The following is a 15,573-nucleotide window of genomic DNA, read 5'->3' as shown; positions in this document are numbered from 1 at the left end:
GTCGCTCAGGATCTATCTGCGACCCGCTGGATGGTTCGAATGGCATCATCGCTGAATTGCTTCCGCAGCATGAGATGCACGGAATACTCGTCCAACGGATGATCCTGAACGCCCTGAACGATACCGGTAAGGGCGACATCCTTCAATTTGCCGTCGACCGTCAACTTGAAACGCACACCGATACTTCGCCCCACCAGCCGACTGACCGCCTCTCGGTTTTTGGACTGGAAATAAAAGGAGAGCCCGGATTTGGAAATATCCCACAACTCGCCGGCCACCGGACGCGAAACCGATGTGCCCTTACCGGAACTCAACACCTGAAACCAGATCGGCGTGCTTAAATTGATGCGCTTGCAGGCGCGCCTGTCCAACCCCTTTTGGCGCAACCAATCATAGATCCTGCGTCCTGTGCCGCAGATCTTTTGCAACCGCTGCTCGATCCGCGGGTGCTGGATCGTGATACCGTCGAGTCGTTCCCTCTCCAGGAAGGAGAGCTTGACCTCGGTCAATGCAGTGACCGATGCGGTGCAGACATTGATGGAGAAAAATGTGTCCTCCCCGATCACATCGCCGCTGCCAATGGTCTGAATGAGCTGTTGCTTGTCCTCCCTTTCGTGGACGACTTTCAACTGCCCTTTTTCCACCAGATAAAGCTTGTCGTTTCGCTCGCCTTGACGCAGGATCATCGTGTCGATGGGAACGCCGCGTTCCTTGAGAGCGAAAAAAAACGCGTTGGCCTCCTCACCGGGCAGCGTTTCGAAAAACCGGGACCAGAGTCGCCTGCGGTCCGGCGTCAACGCCTTGCTCTTCTCGGATTCGATGATCTCGTTCATCTTGACGATCGCCGTCAGCGCCATGCTGTCCACTTCATAGAGCTGGTCGCGAAAGGCATCGGCTCTTTCGAAATCCTGGTTCCGAGCGCAGAAGGCCACCAACTGACAAAGCAGTTTCACGGCCTGTTCGGTCTGGCCGGCCTCTATAAGATCCTTCAAGCGTGTTTCGTGTTCCAATAATGTCGGCATATTACGAACCTTCACAGGGCGATCGCCCTTTTTTTGCGCTCTGTGCTATCGACCTCCCTTTCCCTTGACGGGCCGGTATCGCTTTCGACACGATTCCGGGGAGCATCCAGACCGGGCGCAGTATGGTTATCGGCCGGTTCTCCCCTTGTCTTGAGGCATGAGATCACGACGGCGACCGGCAGGCCAGGACTTATCGAGCATCCCGCCGAATGTGCCATTGACACCTCAATTCGTCCACCTGCTTCACGGTCGGCACAGCCAAAAGGGATTTCGCATAGTCTTGAGCAGAGGAAACGGAAGTCGAAGCGACGGTTTTCTGAACGGAGGGTATAAACTGGGGATCGACGCTCAGTCGCCGCACACCGATACCCAGCAAAAAGGGAATGAACTCCGGATCGTGTGCCACCTCTCCACAAACGGAAATCGGCTTGTGATGGGCGGACACGCTGGCCACGATGCCGGCCAGGGCCCGCAAAACGGACGGATGAAAAGCCCGGTAATAGTCGGCTACGTTTTCGTTGGTCCGGTCGACCGCCAACATATACTGAATGAAATCGTTCGTACCGATGGAAAAAAAGTCAGCCGCAGCGGCCAACTCATCGATGACACTCAGCACCGCCGGCATTTCAATCATCGCGCCCACTAAAGGATTCGTGTGATGAGGCAAATTTTCCGTGTCCAATGACGATATCGCCTGTTCCAGGGCTTGACGCGCCGCGGCGAACTCGTCCATGGAGGCAATCATGGGAAACATGATCCCTAAATGGTCGGCATCCCGCCCGGCTCGCAAGATAGCGCGCAGTTGCTGATCGAACACCTCCCGATGCTTCAACAGGAAACGGATGGAACGCAGCCCGAGTTCCGGATTGGCTTCCTGGGGAAGATCGAGATAGGGCAGCACCTTATCTCCGCCGATATCCAAGGTGCGGATGTAAATCGGCAGGCCTGCCATCTGCTCGAAAAGGCGGGCATAAACAAGGCGCTGCTCTTCTTCCGATGGAAGCACCGACCGAACGATAAAAGGAAATTCGGACCGATAGAGCCCAACCCCTTCCGCCTTGAGTTCCCGGGCCAGCGACAGCTCACCGAGCAGATTGATGTTGGCCAGAAGGTGAACCCGAACACCATCGGCGGTAAACGTTTCATCTGCCACGATCAGCGGGCCGGCGGAGATGTGTTTTCTCGTTCGATTGCGTTCCTCGAATGGGCGCAAGACCTCTTGTGTGGGGTTGATATAGATGTTCCCCACATCGGCATCCATCAACACCTGGGTCTCTTCCGGCACTTGAAGCAATCGCACTTCCGATGTGATGATCATCGGGATTTTCAGGGATCGGGCGATAATGGCGACGTGCGAGGTAATACCGCCGCCGACGAAAATAATGCCGGCCACCGATTCGGAAGCCAATTTCAGGACATCCGACGGAAAGAGCTGGGATGAAATCACGATGTGGGCATCCATGGGGCTGGCGTTTCCCGCTTTCTCCTTTTGCAGGTTGAAAAGCAGACGGCGGGCCAGGTCCATGATGTCCTGGGATTTTTCCCTTATGTAGGGGCTTGAACTGGCTTCAAAGATCTGGGCAAAGTGAAGGGCCGTCCGGCGCACGGCATCGGCCGCCGTCTTTCCATCTCGAATACACTCCGACACCTGGGCGTCGAAGCGGCGGTCCTTCAAGATCATGTTGTGCGCTTCGAAAATCAAGGCGGCGCTCTCGGGTAACTGCAGTACCAGACGCTCCTGTAACAATTTGAGCTGATCCAGGGTCTCCTGCTTGGCCTTTCGGTAGCCGTCGAGCGAATTGTGAAATACGCTGTCAGGGGTTTCCGTGAGCAAAGGATCGACCGGTCGAAGCAAAGCCCCAGGCCCCAGCGCATACCCAGGAACGGTTGCCTCGCCCTTGACGATGCGCAAAGCGTTCAAAACACGATCGGCACCGCCGGCCTTGGCCTTGGGTTTTGGCAGATCCATCATCAGACGGGCACTGGCGATGGTGCCGGCCAACTGGGCGGCAATCGCACGCAGGGCCATGATGTCGGACGTATCGAAAAAATCGGCCTCGCGATGCTGCACGACCAATACGCCGATTTTCTCCGCGCCTCGGTGAATCGGTACGGAAAGAAAGGACTTGAAGGGATCCTCCTTTGTTTCGACAAAATATTTGAATTGAGGATGTTGACGGGCATCGCCGTCGCAAAGGGGGGCCATCTGGGCCATGGTGGTCCCGACCAGCCCCTCCCCGATCTTCATACGGACCTTCCCCACAGACGATGAATCGAGGCCCACGGTGGCCTTGAGGGTAAGCTCCCCAAGATCATCATCATAAAGATAAATAGAGCCCACATCTGCATGGAGATGCGCCGCCACCAATTGGACGGTCTGCTGCAGAAACGCGTTGATGTCCCTGCTCTCGATGATCAGGTTGGACAATTCACCGATATCGCACACGAGCGACAAGTGTTGTTGGGGTTCGGTCATTTGCTCAGCTTCCTGTGGTACCCGATATGAATTTCCCGGTGTTCATATGTCTTTTGGGGCTGCTTGCCAATGTCGTTAGTACGGGTTTCGATCAAACAAGATTGGTCTCAAAGCGAAAATTTCAATAGGGTTCCGACTGACAAGATCCATGCTGATGGGATTCATCGCAGCGTCCCGATCATGCGCCGTTTGGCAACGCGGGTGTGATTGGAAAATCCGGGCACCTTGATGCCCTCCTGGCGGCATCGCTCAATCAGGCGCGTCAACACGCGAATTGCATCCCACAAAAGATTCGAATCTCTTGGATCGTGGATGTTGGACTCAACGCAGGTGCAATCCACCCGCACGGTGCGCCCCTTTTCAATGTTCTCCTTCTTGGCATATCCCAGGATCCGGCCATTGATCGCTTGCCAGGTTTGTTCCGAAAGAGCTTTGATGTTTTTGTTCAACGCCGACTTTTTGAATCCCTCGTCGGCCAGGCCGATTCGACAAAACCAGCGGATGGACTGAGAATCGACAATGTGAAACGCAAGTTTCCATCAAATCGGTATGCCGCTATTCACACAAGTAATGCATTCCTGAATAGCATCTGCCCTTCAAGATCCATTCATGAGATAGCCTCTAATATATCATTCTTGGCGATGGCTTCCTTTTCATTTTCAAGTGCGACATAGATATCTTTTTTATCAAGATCTTTCTTGCCGATATGGGTCAAATTATACGCACCATGAGGCAAATTTTGCGGTATCTGCCATTTCTGTTTGAATAATTGCCAATTCTTTTTGATGGTTTCATTATAGGCAATTCCCTCCCCTCTGAAGGTCCTGCTTCCGAAATGGTGCACGAAACAGTCGCCGGCAATCCACGACTGAAAACCAGCAAACCGTGCTCTCAAACTGAAGTCATCATCTTCGAAATTTCCAAGGCCATAACGCTCATCCAATCCACCGATTTTTTCGATAACAGCCCGCTTGATCAACATGCAGAAACCGACCACACGAAGAACGCATTTTGTTTCTTTTTGATGCCTTGCGTAAAAGGCTGAGGAGAACTCGTTAAGGTTTTCAAGTAGCAAAGGATCATACCCCACGGATTGAACGAGCTGTTCGCCTGCCACGTAGTTTGTCATAGGGCCAACAATCCCCGCCATGGGAAAGCGGTTGACACAGTCAATCATTTTTTCAAGCCAACCAGGCGTCACCACTACATCGTTATTGAGGAGCACAATATAATCGCCATCTGCCTGCGCAAGCCCCCGATTGTTACCTGCGGCAAAGCCAATATTCTTTTTGTTTTCAACGATCTTAACCTGGATGTCGTCGCAACGACTTTCTTTCTGGACCTGCCTCAGGTAACTCGTAGTACCGTCGCTTGATCCATTGTCTACCATAATCAGCTCGAACGGAGGCCGGGTGCAGGCGAAAACACTATCGATACACTTTTTGGTATATTCGAGCTGGTTAAACGTAAGAACGATTATAGAGGTCAATTTTGAGTACACAGATATCCTTGAGTTTTTTATGTCCGGGACTATTTTGCCCATCCATTTTTGGTGCAGTCGTTTGACATTCTGCATTGCAGCACTGAAGCGGCCTTCGCTCCTCGACTCATAGTGATACAGTTCACTTGTAGGACAGTAAATCACTTTCCTGCCCAGTTCCCTCACCCTAAAGCACAGGTCCACATCCTCATATCCATTAACGAACCCCTCATCGAATCCTCCAGCCGAGTCAAAAAGTTCCTTCTCGATCAACATGCATGCTCCCGTGACGGCCTGACATTCCCTTTCCGTGTTCACTTCCGGGGCATCCTTTGCGAATCTGTGATAGACATGAAAGGCATGGATAGGATTCGGTGAATCTGTGATACCCACCCCGGCATGTTGAACGGTGTGATCAGGGTACAGCAGTTTGGCACCGACGATACCAATTTTATCCTCCTTTTGGCGGCATTGGACTATCGCATCAAGCCATCCGGGCAGCACTTTTGTGTCATTGTTCAAAAAAAGCAGATAATGCCCTCGGGACAATTTCGCCCCCTGGTTGCACGCTTTCGCAAATCCTCTGTTTTCGACATTCGTCACCGCTGTCACCCGGTGTTTGATTTGGTTGAGATATGCTTGGGTGCCATCGGTGGAGCCGTTGTCGATGATGATAATTTCATAGGATACCTTGGTCTTTTGCGTCCAAATGGCCTCGACACATTGTTTCGTGAATTCAAATCGGTTGAATACCGGAATGATAATCGAACAGCGCGGTTCAATTTCTTCATCCATCTTGCCGCCTTCGAGTTGTCGCAAAGCAGCAAGGACCGTTTCATCTCCAGTTACCCGACGCAAATAGGAACGGTGTATGTTCTTTGTGCTCTCTTGTCTAACCAACTCACTGAGAAGCTTGCCTGCGTTCACGGCTGGCAACTTATCGGTCGGATCGTTTCCGCTGGCCATCAGAACGCACTCAATTGCTTCTTTCTTATCTCCCAGCTGCCAGTTGACGCCCCCCATGTTGTTGTAAGCCGTGCTGTTGTCCGGTTTCAGCTTTACCGTGTCCTGGAAACTGTCTATTGATGTGGTAAAATTTCCAGTTGAAAAATGTTGTTCGCCCTCCTGAATGAAATAGGCCGCATCGGCAGTAGCTTCATGGACGAGACCGACCGCTCGCCCAGGTGCCCTCACGAGCCTTCCACGTTCGGCGACCATCATCTTTCCTCGGGGACTTTCCGGAACATCTATGCCCATATGGATGACGAAGGGGCGTTCACGAAGGAATTTAGCGGCCCAATCGACGGTGGGTTTCGGGTAGTGTTCCGGATGACTTATAATGAGGACAGCCATCGCTTCAGGATAGTTTGCAATCTCACATGCGACATTGCGGTTCTCAGGCGGTTGCGGGTGATGTTGGCGGTAAGCTTTGGCCCAGGCGACTTCGGTTGACTCATATATCTGCCTGTGGTTTAAAATTATCCCCGCCATGAGCCATTCATGCATTCGACAAGCTTTGTCCAACAGCGAACCGTTTCCGGTGCGACGGTACAAAAGGACAGGCATCTTAAGATGTATAAACGTGGCACCGTTCGAAGTGGCGCCGACCCAGAAATCCCAGTCTTCATAACCCGGGACATTGGTTCGATATCCGCCCTGCTTTTCCCAGACGGATCGATGGTAAAGCGCACAATACGGCAAAGCATTGCGGCGCAATATCATATTGCGATTGAACGGCCCGTTCTTGCTGAGAGTGCCATCGACACCGAAAGTCTGAATCCACCCGGAGACCACCACGGGCAAATTGAGGTGTTTAGAAGCTTCAGCCACAAGGACTGATAGTGCATGCGGTGCCAGTTTATCATCAGCATCCAAGGGCAGGATGTAGGTGCCTTGTGCCGCTGCAATGCCTAAATTTCTGGAAATCGCCGGCTGCCCGGAATTTTCCTGGTTGAAAAGTCTTATCCTGCATTCAGGAAAATCAGCAATCAGCTTTTCGGCGACATCTTTGGTATTATCGGTGCTGCCATCATTGACTATGATAATTTCGTGATTTTGGAAGCCCTGATCGATAACGCTTTTCACCGCATCGGAAAGATATCGGCCATAATTATAACAAGGGATAACAACCGACACCAGAGGAGGGGCAGACCGCTCATCCTCACGGGAAAGTGATATGCGCTTACATGCTCTGATCTGAACCAACCTGTTCAGCCAGGGACTGGAAAAAAAGCCTTCACGGACCGAATATTCCTGAAGAAGCCGCATCATTGGCAACAGGCGTTTGATTTTTTTGTCCAGCGCCGGTCCATTTTTTTGGTTTAACATTTGGCTGTCGAAGCGTTTAATGATTTCAAGACATTGTTCTATTTTAGGTTTGAACGCTTTATTTTCTTCCCTCCATGCTTCGACTTCTCCAAAGTTGTGATTGCGAAATAGAGGCATTTCCGGATGCTTGACCATCAAGGTCACCGCACCGCATCCCCTGACCTTATGAATTTTTAAAAAATCTTCTGGTGAAATGGCGTGGTCATGCCAGGCGACACTCCTCGGTTCGTATAAAACCTGGTATTCATTTTTCCAAAGTCGATATCCCATTTCTATATCTTCTGCCGCAGGACCAGTGAAATCCTCATCAAAAAGACCGACTTCAGTGACGGCCGTTGACGGAATACTGGTGTTACAGGTGGAAAAGTAATTGTAATCATATGGTTTTCCGGCCTGCATACGACTGTAGCTGAATAAAATATCGGTACGTTCCAACATATATCCGAAAAGTGATTGCGTATATTTTTTAAGGAATGAAAAACGACCGCGCACTGCGATCCTCTTTTCGGCATGGGCTGCATGTGCTTTGAGGTGCAACTCAAGGGCATCTGGACAGAGAATCGCGTCGTCGTTTAGAAAGAGCAGATACTGTCCCTTTGCTTTGCGGATCCCAAGGTTGCGTGCCGAGGCAGGCCCCCTGTTTTGCTGCCTTAAGTACCTCATTGTAAACAAAGCGGTATGAGCCTTTACGATCGCTTCAGTACCATCCGTAGAACCGTCATCGCAAACCAGTACTTCAAATTTATCCGCAGGAAGACTCTGTTTTGAGAGGGCCTCCAGGCATTTGATCAATATTTGTGATCGATTGTATGTCGGAATGATGATGCTGATCAACGGAAGAGGGCCGTCATTACCGCGTAGCTGCGCTTTACGGGATGCAAGCATCTTCTCGCCCTGTCCTGCGTTAAGGACAACGGCCGGTGTCTCCGTGGGATGATGTTCATGGCCGATTTCAGCGGCCAACATTTTTCTCAAAACAGCGGTTTCTTCTTCGTCTGATCTCGAACGTTCATCCTTCGACGGGATAGTCCATAAGGCTTCGCTCCCTATAATAATCCGACAAATCCGATCGAGATTTGGTTCGCAACCTGGCAGCAACTCATTTGAAGAGCGATAACCCAAAGCTGCGCTGCAAGGATCCGGCATTTTTACGAGCGGGAACGGTATGATCCATCTGAAATATATTGAATAGGCATACCGATAAGCCTTTCGCATGATGTCCATCGAAATGTGATCATGCGTAACGCCCAACAGTGAATCCAGAATCGAGTAAAATTGATCCGATGTTTTTGCGGTATGGAGGAATGGAAGCCCGCTGATTCTCGAGCCTGCGGCAACTGCAACCTGCTTCCCCCTGCAGCACATCTCCAGTCCAACCGTACTGAAGAATACCAAGCCAACGCTGGCGAGATCCATCAATGAATAGGTACTTAAAGGATCATCAGGCATAACCATCTTTGCATTCGATGGCAGTACCTCGGCAAGAGACTTCATGTCCTGGAGCTGTTGAATATTTTGTCCTCTTTTCGCTTTTTTACCGGCCGTATTTGGATGCACGCGAATGACCAAATCTATTTCAGGATGTTTTTCCGCGTATCTCACCGTCTCTTTGATCCATTCCAATTGAGATGGAAAGGGGCCTTTCAAGGCGGGGATGCCGGCCCCCTCGTCATCGGAGGATGTGAATAGGACCCAAACAGGTCGAGTGATCTCCAGGCCAAGAAGCTTGCGAACCTCGTCGCAGTCCTGGGGTGGTGTCGCATATGAGAACCATCCGAACCCCTTTCCGTAACGGCGATCACACATATACCGGGCGATTCGATCGAGTTCATCGGCGCTGAGCGGCACTTCTCCCCAATTCCTCCAAATGATCTGCGAGATTTCACTTACGTCGAAAAACATTAAATCCTGGACAAGCTTAACACTTTCCGGCAATTCGCCTCTTTCGTGGCAAACGAATCGTATTCCTTTTGCCCGTGCGAGTTCGAGAGCGATCCGCGTCGAAGACATCCTGCCGTTGAAAATGAACAGTACATCCGGACGAAACTGATCATACAATCGACTCAGCCCAAAGCAGGCTGCCAGTCCACTGTATAAATACTCCCGATAGGTACGTCTCACATTTGGCAAACCGGTATCCAGGCGTGTCATCCGAAAATGGGTATGAACCGAAGACTTGACCCATTCTCCGATTTTCCAATCCCCATATTCGGCGTCAACGAGATGATTCCTCTCGATGCCATTTGCCCATTCACGTGCGATTTCCAGCTCGTTCGGAGTCACATAACGTCCCAACCATTCAAAGGGCATCCCCATTTTATAGGCCAAGTCGGTAACAGCGGCCTGGCATTCGACGCATGACATATCGTTGCGTGGATTCGAAGCCGCCCAAAACATGTCGCATTCCGAATATAGCCCGTCACATAGGACATGCAGTACTTCGACGCCGCGCAAACCAAGCGCCTTGAGAATAGTGGTTTCCCACATTCCGTGCAATCTCCATTTATTGTAGGGCGAGTAGCAGAGCACCTTCATGGGAGATTTTCGTTTTTCCATAAGATCGACGCTTGACGAATGGCTTGCCATGACCGAATCCTTGTCAACCCTCTTTTTCTTCATGAACCTGTATAACAGGCATACATTTGTTGCTTAATCAAAATCACAATGACCTGTCGACAGAATCCGGTGGCGTCACTTCAACAGCCTGATCAGCTCAAAGGCTTCGGCCGCATGCAATCCAGAGACACTGCCACGGAACATTGCCAGTGCGCGTAACGCTTCCGGTGATCGTGGATGAGGAAATGGGCGCATCTCGCTCTCGTACAGCCTCATCGCTTCAATTTTGAGTTCCAGGGTGTCATTGATATCGAAAAACACATTTGGGCGAAACTCACGCAGTTGCTGTCCGAACGACCATCCTGTGGAAGAAGGGACCTCGAAGGCATAGATTTGGCGGACACTACAGCCCTGCATTGGGCGCGTCGCAGTCAACACGGCCTTTAAGGTGATGCCATGATCCACATTAAGATCGCTTCCATGATGGGTGTAGATGATTTCGGGCTGAATCCGGTGAATGCTCTTTTCTATGATCTGAATGATTTCAAGCAGCGGAACCATATCGAATCTGTTGTCCGGGAGATTGTGAAACGCAGGTTCCTGTGCGCCAAGCAATTTGGCGGCTTTCCGACTCTGATCGTGCAGATCGTTCATCTTTTGTGGGCTTGCTGATTGGCTGCCTTCGAATCGCGAATTCATTCCCTCGCCCATTATGTCGATATGAACGACATCGTTTTGGTTGCCATGCCTGGCGATCGTTCCTCCGCATCCAAGCACTTCATCGTCGGGATGCGCCGCTATTACGAGTATATTCATCGTCTTAAGATTTCCCTTCAGAGCGTTGCAATAAAAATTCGGCCCAGGCAAGGTCGATAGGTTCGTCGACATCAACGGCTTCCTCCTCAGGTACCGGGAAAGCAATCGTGCCGGGACCAAAGAACGACCGCGTGCGAATGAACCTGGGGATCTTCCCGATGGCATGACCGCCGTCATGCCGATAGGCGCTGACTAACCCTTGCCGCGGGGTTTCGTATTGCTCGGGGTACAACGGGCTCAGCCGTCCGTCCGCTTCCATGAGCGCCCACTGGGGAGGATGGGCAAGTGCAACGATACTCATGAGCGCATCCGCCCCTTTTTCCAGGTAGGCGCGCCATGCCCGTTTTATGGTTTCACTGCTGCGAAAAGGGGAAGTTGGCAGCATGACATACATGTCGGTATAACCTTTTTCCAGAAACTCAAACTCTTCGATGAGATGGATGCATAGCTCTACCACGGTGACATGATCCGTGGCCAACGAGGCCGGCCGCACCAGAGGCGTTGCTCCAAAGCGCAAAGCCGTTTCCAGAATTTCCTCGTCCTCCGAAGAAACCCACAGCGAATCAAAAAGACCTGCATTCTTAGCCGCCTCGATCGTCCACGCCAGCAACGGCTTGCCTCCCAGTGATAGGATGTTTTTCCTTGGGAGTCTCTTCGATCCGCCACGGGCGGGAATGATGCAAAGCGGTTTGCGCGCCGAGAAGTCCATCATTTGATATCCTGTTGATGTTGCATGAGTATCTCCAGGCTTTGATCACCGCAGTTGAATAACAAATCCACCACGGCCATGCAGGGAAGGAAATCACCAAATTGCTGTGGATACAGCGGATGCAGATAGTTCTGATAGCGCACCCCGATACCCGCGTCCCCAAATGCCCTTTCATCCATGTAGTGACATCCCTGGGATCCTGACAAATAGACCGTAGCGCCAACGGCCTTGCACAAATTCAACAGCAATTCATTTCCCCTGCCTGGCACACCGAGTTCCGAGGCCTTCATGAACCGCTTTCCTGACAGCCCCAGGCATTGGCAAAGTACTTTCGTCAACGTCACATTTAAATCCGTAAGTTCCGCCCACGTGCGATCCTGGTAGATCTCCTTCAATTTCCCCTCGTAACGCTGAAAATAAGGCGCCCTGGAATAGCAGGAGACGATCGTATGCCAGTGCTTTTTCTGCCACGATTGTGTATCGCTGATGATCACCTGGGGGATATGGCACCGATAGCGTGCTTTTACCGGCACTGTCAGCCAGGCTGCCCCCTGGCTTGTCTTGACCTTGTTACGGTTTTCCCAGTCCCTTGGCGTGTATTGGACGGTATCCAGATAAATGAACAGGTCGGACGCCGCGATCCGATGAAAATACCCCAACCATGGGAGGTAACGAGGCTGACTGATGGTAACGATCATCCGGTCTTTATTCTCTTGCTTGAATTTGCGTTTATGTTATGGCGAAAAAAAGGAGTATTTCTGCCGCCGTCACTTATCCTGGTAGGAGGCATAAAAATCCTTGTAGTGCAACAACTCGCCGGCCTGCAGCGATCGTCGGGCCGTTTTCCCGCCGATGTAATGCCGGTCTTCCCCGACGACCCCGGTAGCGTCCGGACTTGTTTTTTCAACGAACATGGTTGGTCGCAACGTTTCTCCTCTATCAATGGGCCGGATGCAGAAAAGCCTTTCGCGATCGTTCATCGTTTTCAGCAAATCCTGATATAGGTCACGCAACAAGTAAGGATTTTTTTTGTATGCGTTGTCGCTGAAAACCTTGTCGATAGATTTTTCGGTCTTTCGGCTTCGAAGAATCATCATGAATATCCAAGACCAGTAAAGATAGTCGCTATGCGCCAACGGGGTGGGATTCCATTTTTCGGCGAGTCTTGAAAAAGCGCTTTTAGGAAACGATTTCAGCTCATAAATGAAAATTCGATTCGACTTGGGCAGCCGTTTCAAAAATTCTACACCGCTTGCCAGACTCTCATTGGTCTCAAACGGATTCCAAACAATGATATCGTAAGTTGGAAGGATTTCCAGGCTTGCTACTTCCTTGGCAAATGCGATGATTTGTTCGTTGGATACATTTCTTCCCATGACCTTGCTTCGCGTCCATTCGTCGACCGACTGTATGCCGATCGTGGTCGAAAACATGCCAGAATCCTTGAGCCGTTCCAGCTGCTCACTGTTAGTAAAGCGAGCATCGGTGTAACAGAAAAAAGGCAAGGCGATATATCGGTCATAGAGATCCAGGAAAGTCCGGAGCCATCTCTTATTCCAAGTAAAAATCGAGTCCATAAACTGAATCGTGGTAATATTGAGATTCGCCTTGGCTTCTTTCAGTTCATCGATCACATTGTCCGGACTGCGCATGACGACCTTCTTTGCCCGCCCGCCATATAGAGCGTAAATGCTTGGCCACTGGCACGCCTGACAATAGGTACAGTTGGATGGGCAGCCTTCCGATGCAATGACCACATAGGATTTCGGATCGTACTTCGTATGAAGCGGAAATACGGTATCATCCTCAATCATGATCTTGTTTTCGAGACCCCAATCCGCAAAGGGCCGGGCGTCGAGATCCCTGGGATTGTCCAACGCGGAGACATGCAGCCGGCCGTTGATGATCGATGCCACATTGGGGCTGGACGCCGGGTCGGCTTGCTCGACAAGGTCGATGATTGCCGAATCACCTTTACCGATGCACACGTAATCAACAAACTCAAGATACTTCTCCGGTTCCAGACTCGGCCCATACCCGCCTGCAATGAACCGGGCCCGTGGCAGGACCTCTTTGAGGCGTCGACTGACGGTTCTGCTCAGATCCAAGTGAACCGAACGCGAGCTCAATGCAACGACATCCGGATCTATTTCCAAGGCTTTTTGTGCCAGGAGGTCCATTTCAATTGGCGTGACTGGATTAACATCGGTGCCCGATCCGTAGATCGCCCCACCGATATCCGCGCGGATAAATTGAAAACACTTGCTGTCCGGATTAATCGTATCGACCTGAGTACTTCTATCGTCCTTCAGATAAATCAAATGCGTTTGGTGTCCGGCATCTCGCAGCACAGCCGAAAGTACCTTGGTGCTCAAACAGACACGCCCATAATAGGAAATAAGAAGTATTTTTTTTCTTTGTCGCATGCAGTGATCCTCCACGATTCCCGCTGATCCCCGACCTGATTATTTTTGCAAGAGCCATGCCTAAGCTCTTTTATCTATTGGCGTTTCGATTGATGGTGAGGATGACGGCCCCTTTATAAACGATGCGGCTCACCCGAAAAGTCCGCTGAGAAAGAGACTGGATGTATTTTGCCGGAAAGCGCCGCCTTGGGATTGCGTTGTCGACCGACTTTTTGGCTGCGCCTGTGGCGGTGGGATTCTCACTTTTTGTACATATAAATGGAAAAATCATGCGGCAGGTAGTCGTGCCGGAGAACCACCCGGGGCGTCAAATTCAGGCACATTGTCAATATTTTGGCCGGATCCGCATACAGCTCTCCCGGCTCGCGTGCGACCGCCCGAATACTGAGTGTATTGAAGGCCAACCCCTTGCGGCACAGGCTGAACATCCGGCCGACCATCTCTTCAACATATGCCGGGGCATCCTTGCGCCTCAGGTAAAAAATGCCGCTGGCAACGACATAATCGAACCGGGGACTCAAATCAGGTTCAGCCAAAAGGTCCCGCACCTCGAAAGTGCCCTGGGGGAAGCGCGATTTGGCCTGTTCGATAAGAGCGCCATTCAAATCGTAACCGGTATAGTGAACATTCCAATTCCGGCTGACAAGGAAATCCAGCAGGTCGGCAAAACCGCAGCCGACGTCCAAGAGACTGCATCCATCCATCCGGCCTATGTCGGCCAATACGGCAAAGCGCAGTTGCTGCGACTCCAGACTTCCCCAATCCAGGGCCCTCGGGCTTACACCATGCTTGTTCAACAGCCTGGAATAATAGTCGACAATCCCGCGCGTTTCGTCTTCCCATTCAGGCGCGTTCATCTGTTCTCCAATATCTCTCCGGGTTCAGCTATCACCTGGCGGCCGTCTTCGGCCAGGATGGCTTTTTTGACCAAAAGAGAGCCTTTCCCCGTAGCCACCACAAAGCCATTCCGCCTCCGGCCAACGATTTCTCCGGGCACGCCGATATGGGGCCTCTCGGTATCACATCCAGCGGACAAGATCTTAATCCGTTTATGTCTCAAATGGGAAAAGGCCCCCGGATAAGGAGGTGCAACGGCACGAACCAAATCCCTGATTCGCCTTGCGGACTGTCCCCAATCGATCAATCCGTCTTTCGGCCCCCGTCGAGGGAATGCGCTGGCTTGGCTTTGATCCTGGGCTTTTCTGGGTACCTGCCCCGCTCGAAAGCAATTCAGAACGTGGCGTGTCACCTTTCGGTAAAGCGGATAGAGGATCTCGAGCGCATCGGCCACATCCTGATCCGTGTTCAAATTGTAGGTGATCTGGGCGATGATATCCCCCGTATCCATGCCCCCATCGACGAAGTGCGCGGTCAGCCCCAGTTCTTTCTCTCCATTCAGTATCGCCCAATTGATCGGCGCTCTGCCGCGATATTTTGGCAGCAGGCTGGGATGGAGATTGACGGTTCCCAACGGTGCGGCCGAAAGCACGGATGGGGGCAGCAGATACCGGTAATCCGTTACCCAGACGAGATCGGGTTTGCAGTCATGAATCAATTCGGGCAAATTGCGGTCTCGCCCGTGCATGCGGACCACGTCGAGTCCTTTCTCGCGGGCGAAATCGTACACCGATAAATAGTCGACGCCATCTTCCGGATCATGTGGATGAGCCACTACGCCGATGACCTGATCGCTTTCCAGGAGGGTCTCCAAAGTCCGGACCCCTACGGTGTGATTCCCGAGAAAGAATACCTTCATCTCT

9 protein-coding genes and 1 pseudogene are annotated in these 15,573 nt (G+C 51.5%); all 10 read right to left on the bottom strand.

All coding sequences use genetic code 11. The annotated features are described in order from the left end of the window. Nucleotides 1–5 precede the first annotated feature (5 nt). Nucleotides 6–1,022, bottom strand: a complete 1,017-nt coding sequence (locus DFT_RS11265) for a cyclic nucleotide-binding domain-containing protein (RefSeq protein ID WP_054031291.1) — start codon at nucleotides 1,020–1,022, stop codon at nucleotides 6–8. A 190-nt stretch (nucleotides 1,023–1,212) separates the two neighbouring features. Further along, nucleotides 1,213–3,498 carry a phosphoenolpyruvate--protein phosphotransferase gene (gene ptsP, locus DFT_RS11260; RefSeq protein WP_054031290.1) on the bottom strand — a complete coding sequence of 762 codons (2,286 nt, stop codon included), beginning with the start codon at nucleotides 3,496–3,498 and terminating at the stop codon, nucleotides 1,213–1,215. A 176-nt stretch (nucleotides 3,499–3,674) separates the two neighbouring features. Beyond that, nucleotides 3,675–4,034, bottom strand: a pseudogene (locus DFT_RS11255) (ISNCY-like element ISDol1 family transposase); the annotation flags it as partial. Between the two features lie 71 nt (nucleotides 4,035–4,105). Then, the gene (locus tag DFT_RS11250) at nucleotides 4,106–9,892 is read right to left on the bottom strand and encodes a glycosyltransferase (protein ID WP_054031288.1); all 5,787 of its coding nucleotides are present in this window, start codon (nucleotides 9,890–9,892) and stop codon (nucleotides 4,106–4,108) included. 105 nt (nucleotides 9,893–9,997) lie between these two features. Next, nucleotides 9,998–10,678, bottom strand: a complete 681-nt coding sequence (locus DFT_RS11245) for a PIG-L deacetylase family protein (protein ID WP_054031287.1) — start codon at nucleotides 10,676–10,678, stop codon at nucleotides 9,998–10,000. Nucleotides 10,679–10,682: 4 nt separating this feature from the next. Continuing rightward, nucleotides 10,683–11,390: an acylneuraminate cytidylyltransferase family protein gene (locus tag DFT_RS11240; protein WP_054031286.1), complete on the bottom strand. Its 708-nt coding sequence runs from the start codon at nucleotides 11,388–11,390 to the stop codon at nucleotides 10,683–10,685. Then, complete coding sequence (locus tag DFT_RS11235; RefSeq protein ID WP_054031285.1) at nucleotides 11,387–12,085, bottom strand: WbqC family protein; 699 nt, start codon at nucleotides 12,083–12,085, stop codon at nucleotides 11,387–11,389. The genes DFT_RS11240 and DFT_RS11235 overlap by 4 nt, the downstream gene beginning before the upstream one ends. Nucleotides 12,086–12,154: 69 nt before the next feature. Further along, nucleotides 12,155–13,813: a B12-binding domain-containing radical SAM protein gene (locus DFT_RS11230; protein WP_054031284.1), complete on the bottom strand. Its 1,659-nt coding sequence runs from the start codon at nucleotides 13,811–13,813 to the stop codon at nucleotides 12,155–12,157. A 239-nt stretch (nucleotides 13,814–14,052) separates the two neighbouring features. Continuing rightward, nucleotides 14,053–14,670 carry a class I SAM-dependent methyltransferase gene (locus DFT_RS11225; protein WP_054031283.1) on the bottom strand — a complete coding sequence of 206 codons (618 nt, stop codon included), beginning with the start codon at nucleotides 14,668–14,670 and terminating at the stop codon, nucleotides 14,053–14,055. Further along, nucleotides 14,667–15,569 carry a methionyl-tRNA formyltransferase gene (locus tag DFT_RS11220; RefSeq protein WP_054031282.1) on the bottom strand — a complete coding sequence of 301 codons (903 nt, stop codon included), beginning with the start codon at nucleotides 15,567–15,569 and terminating at the stop codon, nucleotides 14,667–14,669. The genes DFT_RS11225 and DFT_RS11220 overlap by 4 nt, the downstream gene beginning before the upstream one ends. Nucleotides 15,570–15,573: the final 4 nt, after the last annotated feature.

The organism is Desulfatitalea tepidiphila, assembly GCF_001293685.1.
Classification (GTDB): Bacteria; Desulfobacterota; Desulfobacteria; order Desulfobacterales; family Desulfosarcinaceae; genus Desulfatitalea; species Desulfatitalea tepidiphila.
This window is presented reverse-complemented; position numbering and strand designations above follow the sequence as displayed.

What these genes read in the sequence shown, in the direction of transcription:
- DFT_RS11265 (WP_054031291.1), bottom strand. Translation starts at nt 1,022, where the DNA reads ATGCCGACATTATTGGAACACGAAACACGCTTGAAGGATCTTATAGAG.
- ptsP (WP_054031290.1), bottom strand. Translation starts at nt 3,498, where the DNA reads ATGACCGAACCCCAACAACACTTGTCGCTCGTGTGCGATATCGGTGAA.
- DFT_RS11250 (WP_054031288.1), bottom strand. Translation starts at nt 9,892, where the DNA reads ATGGCAAGCCATTCGTCAAGCGTCGATCTTATGGAAAAACGAAAATCT.
- DFT_RS11245 (WP_054031287.1), bottom strand. Translation starts at nt 10,678, where the DNA reads ATGAATATACTCGTAATAGCGGCGCATCCCGACGATGAAGTGCTTGGA.
- DFT_RS11240 (WP_054031286.1), bottom strand. Translation starts at nt 11,390, where the DNA reads ATGATGGACTTCTCGGCGCGCAAACCGCTTTGCATCATTCCCGCCCGT.
- DFT_RS11235 (WP_054031285.1), bottom strand. Translation starts at nt 12,085, where the DNA reads ATGATCGTTACCATCAGTCAGCCTCGTTACCTCCCATGGTTGGGGTAT.
- DFT_RS11230 (WP_054031284.1), bottom strand. Translation starts at nt 13,813, where the DNA reads ATGCGACAAAGAAAAAAAATACTTCTTATTTCCTATTATGGGCGTGTC.
- DFT_RS11225 (WP_054031283.1), bottom strand. Translation starts at nt 14,670, where the DNA reads ATGAACGCGCCTGAATGGGAAGACGAAACGCGCGGGATTGTCGACTAT.
- DFT_RS11220 (WP_054031282.1), bottom strand. Translation starts at nt 15,569, where the DNA reads ATGAAGGTATTCTTTCTCGGGAATCACACCGTAGGGGTCCGGACTTTG.